This window comes from Streptomyces sp. NPDC127595 (assembly GCF_042671685.1).
GTDB lineage: Bacteria > Actinomycetota > Actinomycetes > Streptomycetales > Streptomycetaceae > Streptomyces.
Map to the genome: position 1 here is coordinate 589,222 of NZ_JBHXWK010000001.1, position 14,529 is coordinate 603,750.

At 69.3% G+C, this 14,529-nt stretch carries 12 protein-coding genes; 7 read left to right on the plus strand and 5 right to left on the minus strand.

Going from position 1 to position 14,529, the window contains the following annotated elements; translation table 11 throughout:
* Positions 1-141 precede the first annotated feature (141 nt).
* Positions 142-1,638, plus strand: coding sequence for an SDR family NAD(P)-dependent oxidoreductase (locus ACFVKT_RS02550; RefSeq protein ID WP_385726744.1), 1,497 nt, complete (start codon positions 142-144; stop codon positions 1,636-1,638).
* Positions 1,639-1,650: 12 nt separating this feature from the next.
* On the opposite strand, the gene ACFVKT_RS02555 is transcribed toward ACFVKT_RS02550, so the two are convergent.
* From ACFVKT_RS02555 to ACFVKT_RS02565, 3 genes are all read right to left on the minus strand, one after another.
* Complete coding sequence (locus tag ACFVKT_RS02555; protein WP_385726746.1) at positions 1,651-3,255, minus strand: serine hydrolase; 1,605 nt, start codon at positions 3,253-3,255, stop codon at positions 1,651-1,653.
* Positions 3,256-3,312: 57 nt separating this feature from the next.
* Entirely contained in the window at positions 3,313-4,119 is an 807-nt protein-coding gene (locus ACFVKT_RS02560; protein WP_385726747.1) for an SDR family oxidoreductase, read from the minus strand.
* 86 nt (positions 4,120-4,205) lie between these two features.
* Positions 4,206-4,787 (minus strand): HD domain-containing protein, encoded by a 582-nt coding sequence (locus tag ACFVKT_RS02565; RefSeq protein ID WP_385726748.1) that lies wholly within the window; start codon positions 4,785-4,787, stop codon positions 4,206-4,208.
* Positions 4,788-5,281: 494 nt separating this feature from the next.
* On the opposite strand from ACFVKT_RS02565, the gene ACFVKT_RS02570 reads away from it, so the two are divergent.
* Positions 5,282-5,455 carry a hypothetical protein gene (locus ACFVKT_RS02570; protein ID WP_266472427.1) on the plus strand — a complete coding sequence of 58 codons (174 nt, stop codon included), beginning with the start codon at positions 5,282-5,284 and terminating at the stop codon, positions 5,453-5,455.
* Positions 5,456-5,533: 78 nt separating this feature from the next.
* Positions 5,534-6,025: a GNAT family N-acetyltransferase gene (locus ACFVKT_RS02575; RefSeq protein ID WP_385728106.1), complete on the plus strand. Its 492-nt coding sequence runs from the start codon at positions 5,534-5,536 to the stop codon at positions 6,023-6,025.
* 28 nt (positions 6,026-6,053) lie between these two features.
* Here ACFVKT_RS02575 and ACFVKT_RS02580 read toward each other — a convergent pair whose 3' ends face one another.
* A complete protein-coding gene (locus ACFVKT_RS02580; RefSeq protein ID WP_385726751.1) occupies positions 6,054-7,394 on the minus strand; it encodes an amidase in 1,341 nt (446 codons plus the stop codon).
* A gap of 244 nt (positions 7,395-7,638) precedes the next feature.
* Here ACFVKT_RS02580 and ACFVKT_RS02585 point away from each other — a divergent pair, with 244 nt between their 5' ends.
* The gene (locus ACFVKT_RS02585; protein ID WP_385726753.1) at positions 7,639-9,996 is read left to right on the plus strand and encodes an alpha-L-fucosidase; all 2,358 of its coding nucleotides are present in this window, start codon (positions 7,639-7,641) and stop codon (positions 9,994-9,996) included.
* A gap of 39 nt (positions 9,997-10,035) precedes the next feature.
* Here the strand turns inward: ACFVKT_RS02585 and ACFVKT_RS02590 are convergent, their stop codons facing one another.
* Positions 10,036-11,079, minus strand: coding sequence for a LacI family DNA-binding transcriptional regulator (locus tag ACFVKT_RS02590; RefSeq protein ID WP_385726755.1), 1,044 nt, complete (start codon positions 11,077-11,079; stop codon positions 10,036-10,038).
* 248 nt (positions 11,080-11,327) lie between these two features.
* Here ACFVKT_RS02590 and ACFVKT_RS02595 point away from each other — a divergent pair, with 248 nt between their 5' ends.
* The 3 genes from ACFVKT_RS02595 to ACFVKT_RS02605 are packed head-to-tail and all read left to right on the plus strand — an operon-like array spanning position 11,328 to position 14,464.
* Positions 11,328-12,617 carry an ABC transporter substrate-binding protein gene (locus tag ACFVKT_RS02595; RefSeq protein WP_385726757.1) on the plus strand — a complete coding sequence of 430 codons (1,290 nt, stop codon included), beginning with the start codon at positions 11,328-11,330 and terminating at the stop codon, positions 12,615-12,617.
* Positions 12,618-12,623: 6 nt separating this feature from the next.
* The gene (locus tag ACFVKT_RS02600; protein WP_385726759.1) at positions 12,624-13,556 is read left to right on the plus strand and encodes a carbohydrate ABC transporter permease; all 933 of its coding nucleotides are present in this window, start codon (positions 12,624-12,626) and stop codon (positions 13,554-13,556) included.
* A complete protein-coding gene (locus ACFVKT_RS02605; protein WP_385726760.1) occupies positions 13,553-14,464 on the plus strand; it encodes a carbohydrate ABC transporter permease in 912 nt (303 codons plus the stop codon). Before ACFVKT_RS02600 ends, ACFVKT_RS02605 begins: the two co-directional genes overlap by 4 nt.
* Positions 14,465-14,529 lie beyond the last annotated feature (65 nt).

Below are 14,529 nucleotides of genomic sequence, written 5' to 3' on the forward strand. Positions count from 1 at the left end.
TCCCGGTGCAGGCCTCCCGCGCCCCCTGCGGAGGCCGGTGATCATCGCGGGTTTGGTCCACGCACGATTGCTCCGTAAAATTCCGCCTTCGAAAGCGAACGCGGTTCGGCGCGGCGCGGAACCCTAGGAACGGCAACGGCGATGACGGTGACAGAGGACAGCCCGGCGACCCCCGCCGTGGACACGGCAGAGGTCGCGGAGGCGTCGTACGGACCCGGCATCGACCCGGAACGGCTCGCCGTCTGTCTCAGCGTGCTCGACGAACTCGACAAGATCGACGTCGACCACCCGGACGCCATCGCCGTCCGCCGGGCCACCGCGGGCGTCTACCGCACGGTGAAGCAGCGCCGCCGCCAGGACCGGCGGGCCGCCAAGACCGCCCACGACAAGGCGGTCACGGAGTCCACGGCCACCGGCTCCGCCCAGCGCATCGACGACGAGACGGAAGGCATCCTGCCCTCGTCCGTGACCGACGCCGGTGAGATCGCCGGGATACTCCAGCGCCCGCGCTCCTGCTACATCTGCAAGAAGCGGTACGTCGAGGTCGACTACTTCTACCACCAGCTCTGCCAGGAGTGCGCGGCCGAGAACCGCTCTCGCCGTGACGCCCGCACCGACCTCACCGGCAAGCGCGCGCTGCTCACCGGCGGCCGCGCCAAGATCGGCATGTACATCGCGCTGCGGCTGCTGCGCGACGGCGCGCACACGACGATCACCACGCGCTTCCCGAACGACGCGATCCGCCGCTTCAAGGCCATGCCCGACAGCGACGAGTGGATCGGCCGGCTGAAGATCGTCGGCCTTGACCTGCGCGACCCCGCCCAGGTCGTCGCGCTCGCCGAGTCGGTGGCCGCCGAGGGCCCGCTCGACATCCTGATCAACAACGCGGCCCAGACCGTACGCCGCTCACCGGGCGCCTACAGCGAGCTGCTCGCCGCCGAGTCGGGCCCGCTGCCCGCCGGTGAGCTGCCGCCCGCCGAGGTGATCGGCACCTTCGGCTCGGGCGCCGTGGCCGCGCTGCCGGTCGCCGGGGGCGGTGCGCTGACCGCGAAGGAGGTCACCGACCTCGCCCTGGTGTCCGGCTCCGCGTCCCTGGAGCGGATCGCGGCCGGTACGGCGATCGACGCGGGCGGGCTCGTCCCCGACCTGCACGACACCAACAGCTGGATCCAGTCCGTCGAGGAGGTCACGCCGGTCGAGCTCCTGGAGGTCCAGCTCTGCAACTCCACCGCGCCGTTCATCCTCATCAGCCGCCTGCGCGGGGCGATGTCCGCGGCCGACGCCAACCGCACGTACATCGTGAACGTCTCCGCGATGGAGGGCGTCTTCAACCGCGGCTACAAGGGAGCGGGACACCCGCACACCAACATGGCCAAGGCCGCCCTGAACATGCTCACGCGCACCAGCGCCCAGGAGATGTTCGAGAAGGACCGCATCCTGATGACCGCCGTCGACACCGGCTGGATCACCGACGAGCGCCCGCACCCCGACAAGATGCGCCTCGCCGACGCCGGCTTCCACGCTCCGCTCGACCTGATCGACGGCGCGGCCCGGGTGTACGACCCGATCGTCCGCGGCGAGCAGGGCGAGGACCTGTACGGCGTCTTCATGAAGGACTACGCGCCCGGCAAGTGGTGACCGACGGGTGTTTCAGGGGCGGGTGAAGGTGCCCAGGCCGTTCTCGTCGAAGGCCTCGACGGTCACCTTCCCCGCCTTCGCGCCGTTCGAGGCGCCGTTGAAGGTGACCCCGGACAGGCCGGTCGCGTTCTCGCCGACCGTCTCGAAGGAGAACGTGTCGCCGTCGAAGTGCGTGAGCCGGAACGTCGTCGGCTCGGGACCGAGGCTCATCGTCAGTTCACCGTTCTTCGCGGCCGTGACGGTGAGCGGACCGTAGAAGTCGTTGTCGTAGGTGCCCGTGTACGTGTCGTCGGGCTGGGCGTCGGCCGCGTCTCCGGGGGGCTTGGTGTAGTCGGTGGGGGAGCGGCCCGCCTCCTCTCCCTGCTGGTAGATCTGCGCGGCCAGCGAGAGCCAGTCGGCCGTGGGCTTGCCGTACTGGGCGGTGTCGAAGAAGTCGAGCGCGACCGAGTCGGCAAGACCCACGGGCGCTCCGTTGGTGAGCACCACGATGCCGAGCTGCTCGCCGGGCAGCATTGACACGTTGGTGTTCGTGCCGAGTGCGAAGGCGCCGGAGTGGCTCAGGCGCAGCCGGCCCTGGTCGTCGTAGCTGACGTTCCAGCCGAGACCGTAGAAGCCGGTGCGGCCTGCCGGGGCATGCGGCGGGGTGCTGACGATCTCGGGGAGATGGGTGCGCTCCAGCGGGTCCGCGGGGATGATCTGCTCGCCGCCGAGCTTGCCGTTCGCGAGCTGCAGCCGCATCCAGGTGGCCATGTCGCGGGCCGTGGAGCTCGCACCGCCCGCGGGCGACTGGGCGTCGGCGTCACGGACGTTCTTGGCCTCCCAGGAGCCGTCCGCGCCCTTCACGTGGATGACCGCCTTGTTCTCGGCCTTGTCGTAGTCGCTGAAGCGGGAGCTGGTGGAGTTCATGCCGGCCGGGTCGTAGAGCGTGTCCTCGGCGAGCTTCTCCCAGGTGGTGCCGTTCGCGTTCGCGACGGCCTGACCCGCGGCGGTGACTCCGAAGTTGGTGTACGCATAGCTCGCGCGGAAGGGCGAGAGCGGCTCGTACTTCAGATGCTCCAGGATGTACGTCCGGTCGAAGCCGAGGTCTTCGAGGAGGTCTCCGGAGTGGTCCGGCAGGCCGCTGCGGTGCGAGAAGAGGTCCGCGACGGTGACGTGCTCGGTGACCCAGGGGTCCTTGAGCGCGAAGCGCGGCAGCTGCCCGGCCACCGGGTCGTCCCAGCCGATGGACTTGTCGCCGACGGCGCCCGCGACCACGGTCGAGGCCAGCGGCTTGGACAGCGACGCCACCTCGAAGACGGTGTCGGGGCCGACGGCTCCGGACCGCCCGACCTGCCGCTCGCCGAAGCCCTTCAAGTAGACGACCTTGTCCTTGTACACGACGGCCACGGCGACGCCGGGAACCCCGGTCTTCTTCATGCCGTCCTGGATGACGCGGTCGAGAGCGTCGACGGCGCCATCCACCTTCGCCTGCGTGAGCTGCGGGGGCGGCTGAGGCGGTGGTCCATCCGCTGCCGCAGCGGATCCGGAGGCCGCATAGCCCGCCGACAGCAGGGAGGCCACAGCCGCTGCGATCAACGGCGTCCTTCTGCGGGGTCTCGTCTTCCGCCGAACACCCATACCCACCATTCAACGCGCGGTCGCGGCCCTTGTCCTGCCGAGTCCAGACGACACCCCCTAGACACCCGGCGCCCGCGTCCTCAGCCGCTCGTGCACCCCGTGGCCGGGGGAGCCGGCATAGGCGGCCCTGACCCGCGTCCCTCCGTCGACCAGCAGGTCGGTACCGGTGATCCAGCCGGCCGCGTCCGAGGCCAGCCAGGTCACCGCCCTGGCGATGTCCTCGGGCTGCCCGATGCGGCCCAGCGGGAGGCCGGCGCCGAGCTCGTCCTCGGCGCCCTCCCACACGAAGCGGGCCATCTCGGTGCGGACGAGTCCGGGGGAGACCGAGTTGACCCGCACCTTGGGGGCCAGCTCCCCCGCGAGCTGCTGGGTGAGGTGGAGCAGCGCGGCCTTGCTCGTGCCGTACGCGCCCACGTTGGGGCCGACGTGTCCGGCACCCTCCGTGCAGATGTTCACGACCGTGCCGCCGTGCTCCCGCATCCACGCCTGCCAGGCGCACCGCACCAGCCGCAGCGGCGCCTCCACGTTGACGGTGAACGCCTCGCGCCAGCGGTCCGGGTCGGTGTCCATGAGGGGGCCGTACGGCTCGTTGGCCGCCGCGTTGTTCACCACGATGTCGATCCGCCCGAACTCCCGCACTGTCAGTTCGGTCAGCTCCCGCAGGTGCGCGGGGTCGGCGACCGAACCCGCGAGCCCGACGCCGCCGAGCCGCTCGGCGGCCAGGTTCAACGCGTCCGCGTTCCGAGCGGTCACGCATACCCGCGCCCCCGCTCCGGCCAGCGCCTCGGCGATGGCCAGACCGATCCCGCGCGAGGCCCCGGTGACGATCGCGGCCCTGCCCTCGAGCCCATGCGGCGGCATCATCCGCGTACGGTCTCATGACGGGCCGTCAGTCAACAGCCCTCGGCGGCAAGCCGTCGGGCGGTCACTGGTCCTGTGCCGTCGGGCGGTCACCAGCCCCGCGTCGTCGGCCGGTTCCCCGCCTTCAGCCGTGAGTGCTGTGTCGCCACCAGCTCCAGGACCGTACGCCAGTCCTCCATGACCCCGGCGTCGAGGCCGACGACCTTGCCCGCGTCGTCCGCCTGCCGCAGCGTGACCGCGTCCTCGGCGTACGGATCACGCTCGAACGAGGCCGCTTCCAGGGGCGTCATCGCGCCGCCCTGCACGGCCAGGGTCAGCGCGCTCTGGGCGGACAGCCCGCGGCCCGGCGAGGTCGTGGCCAGATAGCGCTTCGCCGCCACATGCAGTCGTACGAGACGGGAGACCCGTTCGCCGAGCAGCGGCTGTACCGCTTCGGCCGCGAGGTCGGCGTGACCGGCGTCCTCGCCCGGTCTGAGCAGATGCCCGATGTCGTGAACCAGGCCTGCCACCTGGAGTTCCTTGTCGGCGGGATGGCCGCGGCGCAGCAGCGCGGCGGTCTGCAGGGCGTGATCGTGCAGGTCGACCGGGTCGCCACTGCGGTCCGGGGTGTCCCAGGCCCCCCGGCAGGCGTGCAGCAGATCCATCAGCTCCTCGACGCTGCGCAGCTCCATACGCCAGTCCTCCCGCGAGAAAAGCCGTTGCGGATCGTCAGCAGATCATGGCCTCCTTGCGAACCGGCCAACGGGATCTGAACTGCGCCCCGTCTTCCGCGCCGAGTGTGATCGCCCGGCTTGCGGTGTCCGCCGTCCACAGTCGGTATTGAGCCGAATGGGTGGCGACGAAGAGGCCGTAATATTTCAAATCGCCGCAGACCGGGGCCGGGTGGACACTGATTGACGCGAGACGGTTACCTCGTGTTTTCAGCCCCATCGAGCGGGCACCCGCTCATTTGGTTAGTCTGTATCGGACGGGCAGCCATACTGGGTTCCACCCACACCCACGTCCGTCACGGGACAAGCCGGTCATCACGGCCTGCTCTCACATGAGTTACCGGCGCCACCGCGTCCCTAACTGCCTTCGACCCAGACCCGAGCGGACGTCAAGCGGCCGACAGTTGACTGGTCTTGTACGTCCCAAGGGTGACCCGACACATAAGGAGTGCGCGGTGACACCGGAGAAGAATCGCGATCAACGCCCCAGTGAACTCACTGAGGGTGCGGGCCGTCGGCCCGAGAAGAAGCTCGGCAGCCTCGACGTGTGGGCCAGGTCGGCCCCGATCCGCCTGGCGGGTTACGAGGACGACCTCGCCGAGCCGCACATCCTGCCCAGCGTCGACTGACCCTGGCAGAACCCCTCGCGATCCCCCGGCAGGACCCATCGCGAACCCTGACAGCATGGGCGTGTGAGACTCACGCCCATGCTGATCAGTGAGATCCGAGAAGCCACACCTGACGACTGGCCGCGGATCTGGCCTTTCTGGCACCGGATCGTCTCGGCCGGCGAGACCTACACCTGGGACCCGGACACCTCCGAGGAGGCCGCCCGCGCCCTGTGGATGGCGCCGGGCAAGAGCGTCTACGTCGCCGAGGACCTGACCGGAGCCGTCGTCGGCTCGGCCTTCGTCACCGCCAACTACGCCGGTCCCGCCGACCGCATCGCCAACGCCGGATTCATGGTCGACCCCGAGCACGCCGGACGCGGCATCGGCCGCGCCCTCGCCGAACACGTCCTCGTCGCGGCGCAGGCGGCCGGCTACCGGGGCATGGTGTTCAACGCCGTCGTGGAGACCAACCCGGCCGTCAAGCTGTGGACTTCGCTCGGCTTCACCATCCTGGGCACCGTGCCGGACGCGTTCGAGCACCCCCGGCACGGACGGGTGGGGCTGCACATCATGTACCGGGCGCTGTAGCTTCAGTCCAGCTACCGGGCGCAGCAGCTCAATCCAGTGCTGCCGTACGCCGCCACGGATGCAGTTCCTCCAACTGTCCCGCCAGCGCGAGGAGATCGAGCTCTGAACCCGGACGTCCGACCAGTTGTACGGCGCACGGGGCGCCGCCCGGCAGCGTGCCGAACGGCACCGACATCGCGGGCCAGCCTGTGAGGTTCCACGGCGGAGTCAGCGGCGAGTAGCTGGTGTTGACCAGCAGATTGCGCAGCCAGCCCCGCTCGTGCCAGGCCGCTGCCGCCGGACCCCGCCGGGCCAGCGCGGGAGTGATCAGCACGTCGTGCTCGGCGAAGAACGGCTCCAGGCGTCTGCGGAGCTGCTCGCGGCGATCCCCCTTGCGGACGCTGTTGAGGAAGCGGCGTCCCACAGCGGCGTGCACGCGGGTGCGCCGGGTGAGCAGGCGCGGGTCGAGTTCCTCGGCGTCCACGGCGGTGCCGGCCGTCCAGTGCGCGAGTGAGGTCGTGCTCAGCCAGAGCGGGTAGGGCGGGTCGGCGGACCCTACCTGGTGGCCCGCCGTGGCCAGCAGGGCGGCCGCCTCCCGTGCCGCGGCCCGGTACGGACGGGTGATCTGCACACCGACCAGCGGGCTGCGTACGGAGACGGCAACCCTGCGGACTTCCTTACCCGGCGGACGTACGGCCTCGGCGCCGGCCAGTACCGCGAACATCAGGCGCGCGTCCTCGACCGTGGTCGCGAGCGGCCCGTTCTCCGACATGCCGAACCAGTCGCCGTGGCCGATTCCCGCCGGGACCGTGCCATGGCCCGGCTTCAGGCCGACCAGGCCGCAGTTGGCGGCCGGGATGCGCAGCGAGCCCATACCGTCGTTGCCGAGTGCGAGCGGCACCATCCCGGCGGCGACCGCGGCCGCGCTGCCGCCCGAGGAACCGCCCGCCGTGCGGGAGGTGTCCCACGGGTTGCGCGCGATGCCGTGCACACCGTCGGTGGTGCCGAAGACACAGAGCTCGGGCACGTTCGTCAGGCCCACGACGACGGCGCCCGCAGCGCGGAGCCGGGCCACGGTGACATGGTCGTGGTCGGCGGGCGTGTCCGGGGAGGCGGCGGAGCCGAGGCGGTTGGACTCGCCGCGGACCGGGAGGTTGTCCTTGACGGCCACCGGCACGCCCGCGAGCGGGAGCCGGCCGAGATCCCGCGTGGCCAGCTCGTCGGCCTCGGCGAGTGCCGCCTCCGCCCGCAGCGTGCGGAACGCGCCGACGCGGGTGTCCAGCAGGTCGATCCGGGCCAGGTGCTCGGCCACCACCTCACGAGGCGTGACCCGCTTCTCCCGTACGGCAGCGGCGATCTCGGCGGCGGTCCGGCCGACCCAGGTGGTCACGGGCACTCCTTGCGTACTGGTGGGTAGTACGAGGTGCACTCTGCCCGCGGAGCGGCGCCCCGTCGAGAGCCCGGGACCTCGGAACTCAGGGAATAGCTCTCCGGCGGCTTTCGACCGAGGGCTGTCTCCTGCGACACGCACGAGATCATCCGATCACTTGCTCAACTTCCTTCCCTGCGCACTCCATTGACAGGCTCTGGCAGCAGCTCGATCATCAGACATCCGATGAATGGGAGAGCCGCCCATGAGTACGTATCCAAGACGTCAGGTACTGGGAGCCGCGGCCTCGGTCGCCGTGGCCGCCACTCTTCCCCTCGCCGCCACGGCGGAGGCGCGGTCCGTGGACGGACAGGGAGACCAGAGTGGACAGGGGAACCAGTGGGTCCCTGTCCCCGATCCGGTACCCGTGCCGCTCGACGCTCACCTCGACAACGACGGCATCGACACCGCCGACGCGCGGGGCGGGAGCTTCGACGGGTCCGGCTACACGTTCCCGGGTGAGGAACTTCCGGCAGGCCCGGTCGAGGTCGACGGCATCGCCTTCCTCTTCCCGTCCGCCGGGGCGGGCGCCAAGAACAACGTGGTCGCCCTCGGCCAGCGCATCGAACTGCCCAAAGGGAGCTACCTGTCGGCCCTGTTCCTCACGGCGGGCAGTTATGGCAACGCGTCCGGCAAGGCCACCGTGCACTACGCGGACGGCTCCACGACGAGCGCGGGGCTCGGCGGCTCGGACTGGTACTCGGCGGGCGGGTCGCTGTCGGCGCCGTACCGCTACCGGCCGGACGGCAGCAAGGACGAGCACCGTGTCGGCATCGGCACTGCGGAGGTCTGGATCGACCCGGGGCGCGAGGCGGTCGCCCTGACGCTGCCGACCATCAACCCCGCCGAGGAGAACAAGACCTCGCTGCACGTCTTCGCCCTCTCGCTCCAACCGGCGGCTCAGGGGCGGGCGTTGGCCGTGCGGGACGCGCACTCCACCTTCTCCCTCCTGGAGTCGAGCGGCGCGCAGAGCGTGGAGGCCACCGTCGTGAACGCCGGCACCGTCGCCGTCCTCGCCGGTGACCGGGTGTCGGTCGGCGTCGACGTGCCCGGCGCCCGCACCGTGGAGCCCGCGAGCGTGATCCGCCTCGACCCCGGCGAACAGGCGCGCGTCCGCGTAGGCATCCGCAACCGCGTGGGGACGACACCGGGGACGGCGCAGGACGGCAAGGTGATCGTCAGCGGACGCGGCAAAGAAGTCACCAGCAGCAGTCGTGAGTTGACCCTCGGCGTCCCCGACTACCAGCCCACCGAGGCATCACTGACGGGACATCAGGCGCCGTACTGGTTCCACCGTGCCAAGTTCGGCATCTTCATCCACTGGGGCGTGTACTCGGTGCCCGCCTGGTCGCCGGTCGGCAAGCAGTACGCCGAGTGGTACTGGGACCACCTGGAGCACCCGGACAACGAGGTGTACGCCTACCATCGGGCGACGTACGGCGAGGACTTCGCGTACGACGACTTCATCCCGATGTTCACGGCGGAGAAGTTCAATCCGCGGGCCTGGGTGGAGCTGTTCCGGGACGCGGGCGCGGAGTACCACGTGCTGACCTCGAAACACCACGAGGGCTTCGCACTGTGGGACACCAAGCTCGCCGACCGCAACTCCGTGAAGATGGGCCCCAAGCGCGATCTGATCCGCGAACTCTTCGACGCCTCGAAGCAGTTCACACCGGAGCTGAAGCGCGGTCTGTACTTCTCGATGCCCGAGTGGTTCAACCCGGACAACCCGTGGACGGGCCACGCCCCGCGCAACCCGTACACCCTGGAGCCGCTTCCCTACACCGGATACACCGCGGGCAAGGACTATGTGAAGGACTATCAGGCCCCGCAGATGCTGGAGCTGATCCACGGTTACGACCCGGCTCTGATCTGGTGCGACATCGGCGGCGCGAACGACAGCATCGAGGTGCTCGCCGAATACTTCAACCATGGCAAGAACAGGCGCAAGCCATACGAGGTGACGGTCAACGACCGCTCGGGAATCGGCTTCCACGACTTCACCACCCCCGAGTACACGACGTACGAGAACACCGTCGTCGCCAAGTGGGAGTCCAGCCGTGGTCTGGACCCGCGCAGCTACGGCTACAACCAGGCGACCCCGGACGACGCCTACATGACCACCGAGGAGGTCGTGCACAGCCTCGTCGACATCGTCTCCAAGAACGGCAACTTCCTCCTCGACATCGGCCCGCGCGCCGACGGCACCATCCCGGAGATCATGGAGACCCGGCTGCGCGAGACCGGCCGATGGCTGAAGACCAACGGCGAGGCGATCTACGACACGACGTACTGGTCGCGGATGGCGGAACTCGGCGCGGACCTGCGCTTCACGGTCCGGCAGAACAAGGCCTTCTACATCCACTCGCTGACCGCACCCGGCAGCAAGCTGACCGTCGAGGCGCCGGTACCGATCCGCGGCGGGGACAAGGTCACCATGCTCGGCTATCCCCGGCCGCTTACCTGGACGGTCAGCAACGGCTCGCTGGTGATCGACGTGCCGCAGGCCGCCCGTAAGGCCGGGCAGCATGTGTGGGTGTTCAAGGTGGACTGGCAGAGCTGACCCGCCGGGGGCGGACGTCCTGGGTGATGTCCGCCCTCTTCATCTCCCGCGGGGTCCCGTGCTGTCCCGCTCGATCAGCCGCGGCACCGGCACCTGCACGGTGCGTGCCGGACCGCCGTCGAGCAGCGCGGTCAGTTCCTGCGCGGCCGTGCGGCCGAACTCCACGGTGTCGCGGGAGAGCGCGGACAGCCACGGCTTGACCATGCGGCACAGCGCGGAGTCCTCCCAGGCCACGACCGAGACGTCGCCCGGCACGGCGAAGCCCAGCTCGGTGGCGGCGGCGACCCCGGCTACGGCCATCACGTCGTTGTCGTAGACCAGCGCGGTCGGCGGGGTGCCGCTCTCCAGGACGCGGCGGGTGACGGCGGTGCTCTCCGTGTCGGAGTAGTCCGTGGGCACGGAGCGGACCTCGCTCAGCCCCCGGCGCTCGGCCTCGGCGCGCAGGGTACGGATCCTGCGCTCGGTGTGGGCGAGCCCGGGCAGCCCCGCGATGTGCACGATCCGGCGGTGGCCGAGCGCGTACAGCTCGTCCACGACCGCGGCCATCGCTGCCGCGTCGTCGGCCCAGACGATGGACAGACCGGGGTGCCGGGCGTCCGGCACGCCGCCGATGACCACGGCGGGCAGGCCCAGTTCGTCGAGGAGGTCCGGCCGCGGATCGTCGACGCGCGGGTCCACGACCAGCACCCCGTCCACCCGGTGCTCGGCCCACCAGCGCCGGTAGACCGCGCACTCGGCGGTCACGTCCTCCACCACCTGGAAGAGCAGGCCGAGATGACGCTCCGCGAGCACTTCCTGGATGCCGGAGACGAGCTGGAGGAAGAAGGAGTCCACGCCGAGGGTGTCCGCGGGCCGTGCCAGCACGAAGCCGACCGTGGCCGCGCCCTCGCCGGACAGCGCGCGGGCCGCTGTACTCGGCCGCCAGCCGAGCTGTTCGGCGACCCGGCGAACCCGGTCGCGGGTGATCTCGGAGACGCCGGGCCGGTCGTTGAGCGCGAAGGAGACCGCGCTCTCGGAGACTCCGGCGCGGCGCGCGATGTCCTTCATCGTCGGCCGGCGTGCCGGAGACCGCTTGGCTGGCACCCTTGCTCCCCGTTCTTTCGGGGCCTTCTTCCGGAGTCATCCGGGGCCGTGTACTAATGCGCTTGAGTTGAGGCAATCTAAAGCGCATTAGTGATCGATTGCAAGAGGCGGGCAGCACGGCTCTGACCTGCTCTGTTCTGCTACTAATGAATTTAGCTCGCGCCAATCCATTGACTTGCCCGGCGAGTTGCCTGCAAGGTCTGCCCCGGCACTGTTCGCCCATCCTGCCGCAAAGGAGCCCGGTCACCGTGCGCACATCTCGCAGAGCACTCGCCGCTGCCGCCATCGCACTCGTCCTGCCGCTGAGCGCCTGCGGCTCCGGGGGCGACGGGGGCGGCTCCACGGACGCATCCGGCAAGGTCGAGGGCGACATCACCTTCCAGACCTGGAACCTCCAGGCCAACTTCAAGTCGTACTTCGAGGGCGTGATCGCCGACTTCGAGAAGCAGTACCCGGACACGAAGGTGAAGTGGATCGACCAGCCCGCCGAGGGCTATGCCGACAAGATCAGCGCGGACGCGGCCGGCGGCACCCTGCCCGACGTCGTGAACGTCTCGCCCGACCTCGTCGCGCCGCTCGCCAAGGCCGGGTTCGCGCTCGACCTCGACAAGGCCGCCTCGAAGTACAAGAAGGAGTACCTGGAGGGCGCCTGGGCCAGCCACCAGATACCGGGCATGACCGGGACATACGCTTTCCCCTGGTACCTCAACACCGGCCCGCTCTTCTACAACAAGTCGCTCTTCGAGGAGGCCGGGCTCGACCCCGACAAGCCCCCGACGACGTACGACGAACTCTTCAGCGACGCCCTGGAGCTCGCCCGGAAGAGCGACGGCAAGGTGGCCACACTCGCCAACGTACCCACCATCGAGGACTTCGGGCGCTACGGCGTCGAGCTGATGAACAAGGAGGGCAACGGCTTCGCCTTCAACGACGCCAAGGGCATCGAACTCCTCACCAAGTACAAGGAGTTGTACGACGCCAAGGCGCTGGACTCGCAGGCGCTGACCGCGACCCCGGAGTCGTCCGGCAAGAAGTTCCTCACCGGCGCCGTCGCCATGAACCCGGGCAGCGCCCTGGATCTCGAGAACTTCAAGAAGCAGGCGCCGAACCTGTACAAGAACATCGGCATCACGGACCAGATCACCAGCACCGGCAAGGTGAACATGTACGTGATGGGTGTGATGGTCAACTCGCAGACCAAGCACACCCCGGCCGCGGTCGCCTTCGCGCACTTCGTCACCGACGCGCAGAACCAGATGTCGTTCGCCAAGCAGGTCGCGATCTTCCCGAGCACCGCGGGCTCGCTGGACGACCCGTACTTCACCAAGGAGGACGGGACCGACGTGACGCGGGTGCGGGTGGCTGCCGCCAAGTCCCTGAAGAACGCGGTGAATTACACGCCGGTCCTGTTCAGCGAGCAGATGAAGACCGCGCTGCGCAACGAGGTCGCCAAGGCGCTCCAGGGCAAGCAGAGCCCGAAGGAAGCTCTCGACAACGCTGTCGAGGCCTGCGACAAGCTGCTCGAACAGCAGGGCTGACCAGTTATGGCGAGTTCTTCCACCGTCTCCGGCGGAGCCCGGCGTGGTGCGCGGCCTCCTGGGGCGCGGGTGCGGCGGCAACTGCCCACCAGTCCCTGGCTGTTCGCCGCCCCCGGCCTGCTGGTCATCGGCATCTTCATCCTGTACCCGTTCGTCTCCACCCTGGTCAACTCCTTCACCGACCGCCGGACCCTGATCCCCGGCGAGTTCGTGGGCCTGGCCAATTTCCGGGAGCTGCTGCACGACGACATGTTCTGGATCGGGCTGCGCAACAGCACGCTGTACGTCCTCGGGGTCGTCCCCGCGCTCGTCCTGCTGCCGCTGCTGCTCGCCCTGCTGGTCCAGAAGAACATCCCCGGCATCGCCTTCTTCCGGTCGGCCTTCTACACCCCGGTGGTCGCCTCGATCGTCGTGGTCGGGCTCATCTGGGTGTGGCTCCTGGACGAACGCGGCCTGGTGAACTCGCTGTTGGAGGCGATCGGGGTCGGCAAGGTCGGCTTCCTCAGCGACCAGTGGCTGCTACTGCTGAGCGCCATGGCCGTCACGGTCTGGAAGGGCCTCGGCTACTACATGATCATTTACCTGGCCGCGCTCGCCAATGTGCCGCGCGAGCTGCACGAGGCCGCGGCGGTGGACGGCGCGGGTGCGGTGCGCCGCTTCCTCACGGTCACCGTGCCCGCCGTCCGTTCCACGATGGTGCTGGTCGGCGCGCTGTCCTCGGTGGCCGCCTTCAAGGTGTTCTCCGAGGTCTATCTGATGGCTGGTCCGGATGGTGGTCCGGCGGGTGAGGACACCACTCTCGTGATGCTGGTCCAGCGCACCGGCACAGGTCTGACCGGCCGCGTCGGCTACGCCTCCGCCATCTCCGTCGTCGTCTTCGTCGTCACCGTCGCGCTGATGCTGCTCGTGCTGCGCGCCGATCGGAAGGAGGACGCGTGAGTGTGCTGGAGAAGGCGCCGCCGGTCGAGCGACCGGTGGCACCGCGCAAGCCCCGCCGTCATGTCACCGACGAGCAGGGCCGCCGCGTACGCGTCTGGGAACTCGCCCTGCGCTACCTGCTGTTGCTCGCCGTCCTCGCCCTCACCGTCGGGCCTTTTCTGTGGCAGCTGTCCACCTCGCTCAAGGGCCCGACCGAGGACATCTACAGCTCGACGCCCAAGTTCCTGCCGAGCCACCCGACACTCCACAACTACGACCGGGTCGCCGAGACCATCCCCGTCTGGGACTACGCCCTCAACTCGTTGAAGGTCGCGGGCGCCAACGTCGTGACGAACTGCGTCGGTTCGGCCCTCGCGGGCTATGCCCTGGCCAGGATGCGCTACCGGGGCCGACGAGTGGCCACCCTCGTCTTCATCCTCGCGATGCTGGTCCCCGCGGAGAGCATCATCATCGCCCAGTTCACCACCATGCGGGAACTCGGCCTGAACAACACCCTCATCGGGGTGGTGCTGCCGGCCTGCGTCAGCTCCATGAACGTCCTGCTGATGCGCAACGCCTTCCTCAACCTGCCGTACGAGATCGAGGAAGCGGCCTTCGTCGACGGGGCGAACGCCTGGCAGCGGTTCCTGCGGATCGCGCTGCCCTCAGTGAAGGGGACTCTCGCCGTCGTCGCGATCTTCGCCTTCATGGGCGCCTGGGACGACTTCCTGTGGCCGCTCATCGTGCTCAGCGATCCCTCGAAGTTCACCCTGACCATCGGCCTCAACTACCTGCACGGCACCTTCGCCAACGACGAACGGCTCGTCGCCGCGGGCACGATCATCGCCGTGGCACCGCTGATCGCTCTCTTCGCCTGTCTCCAGCGGTACTTCTTCCGCGGGGTCGGCGAGGGCGCGGTCAAGGGCTGACCTCCCCCGTCCATGGGGCTGACCTCCCCTGTCCATAGGACTGACCTTCCCTGTCCGTGGGGCTG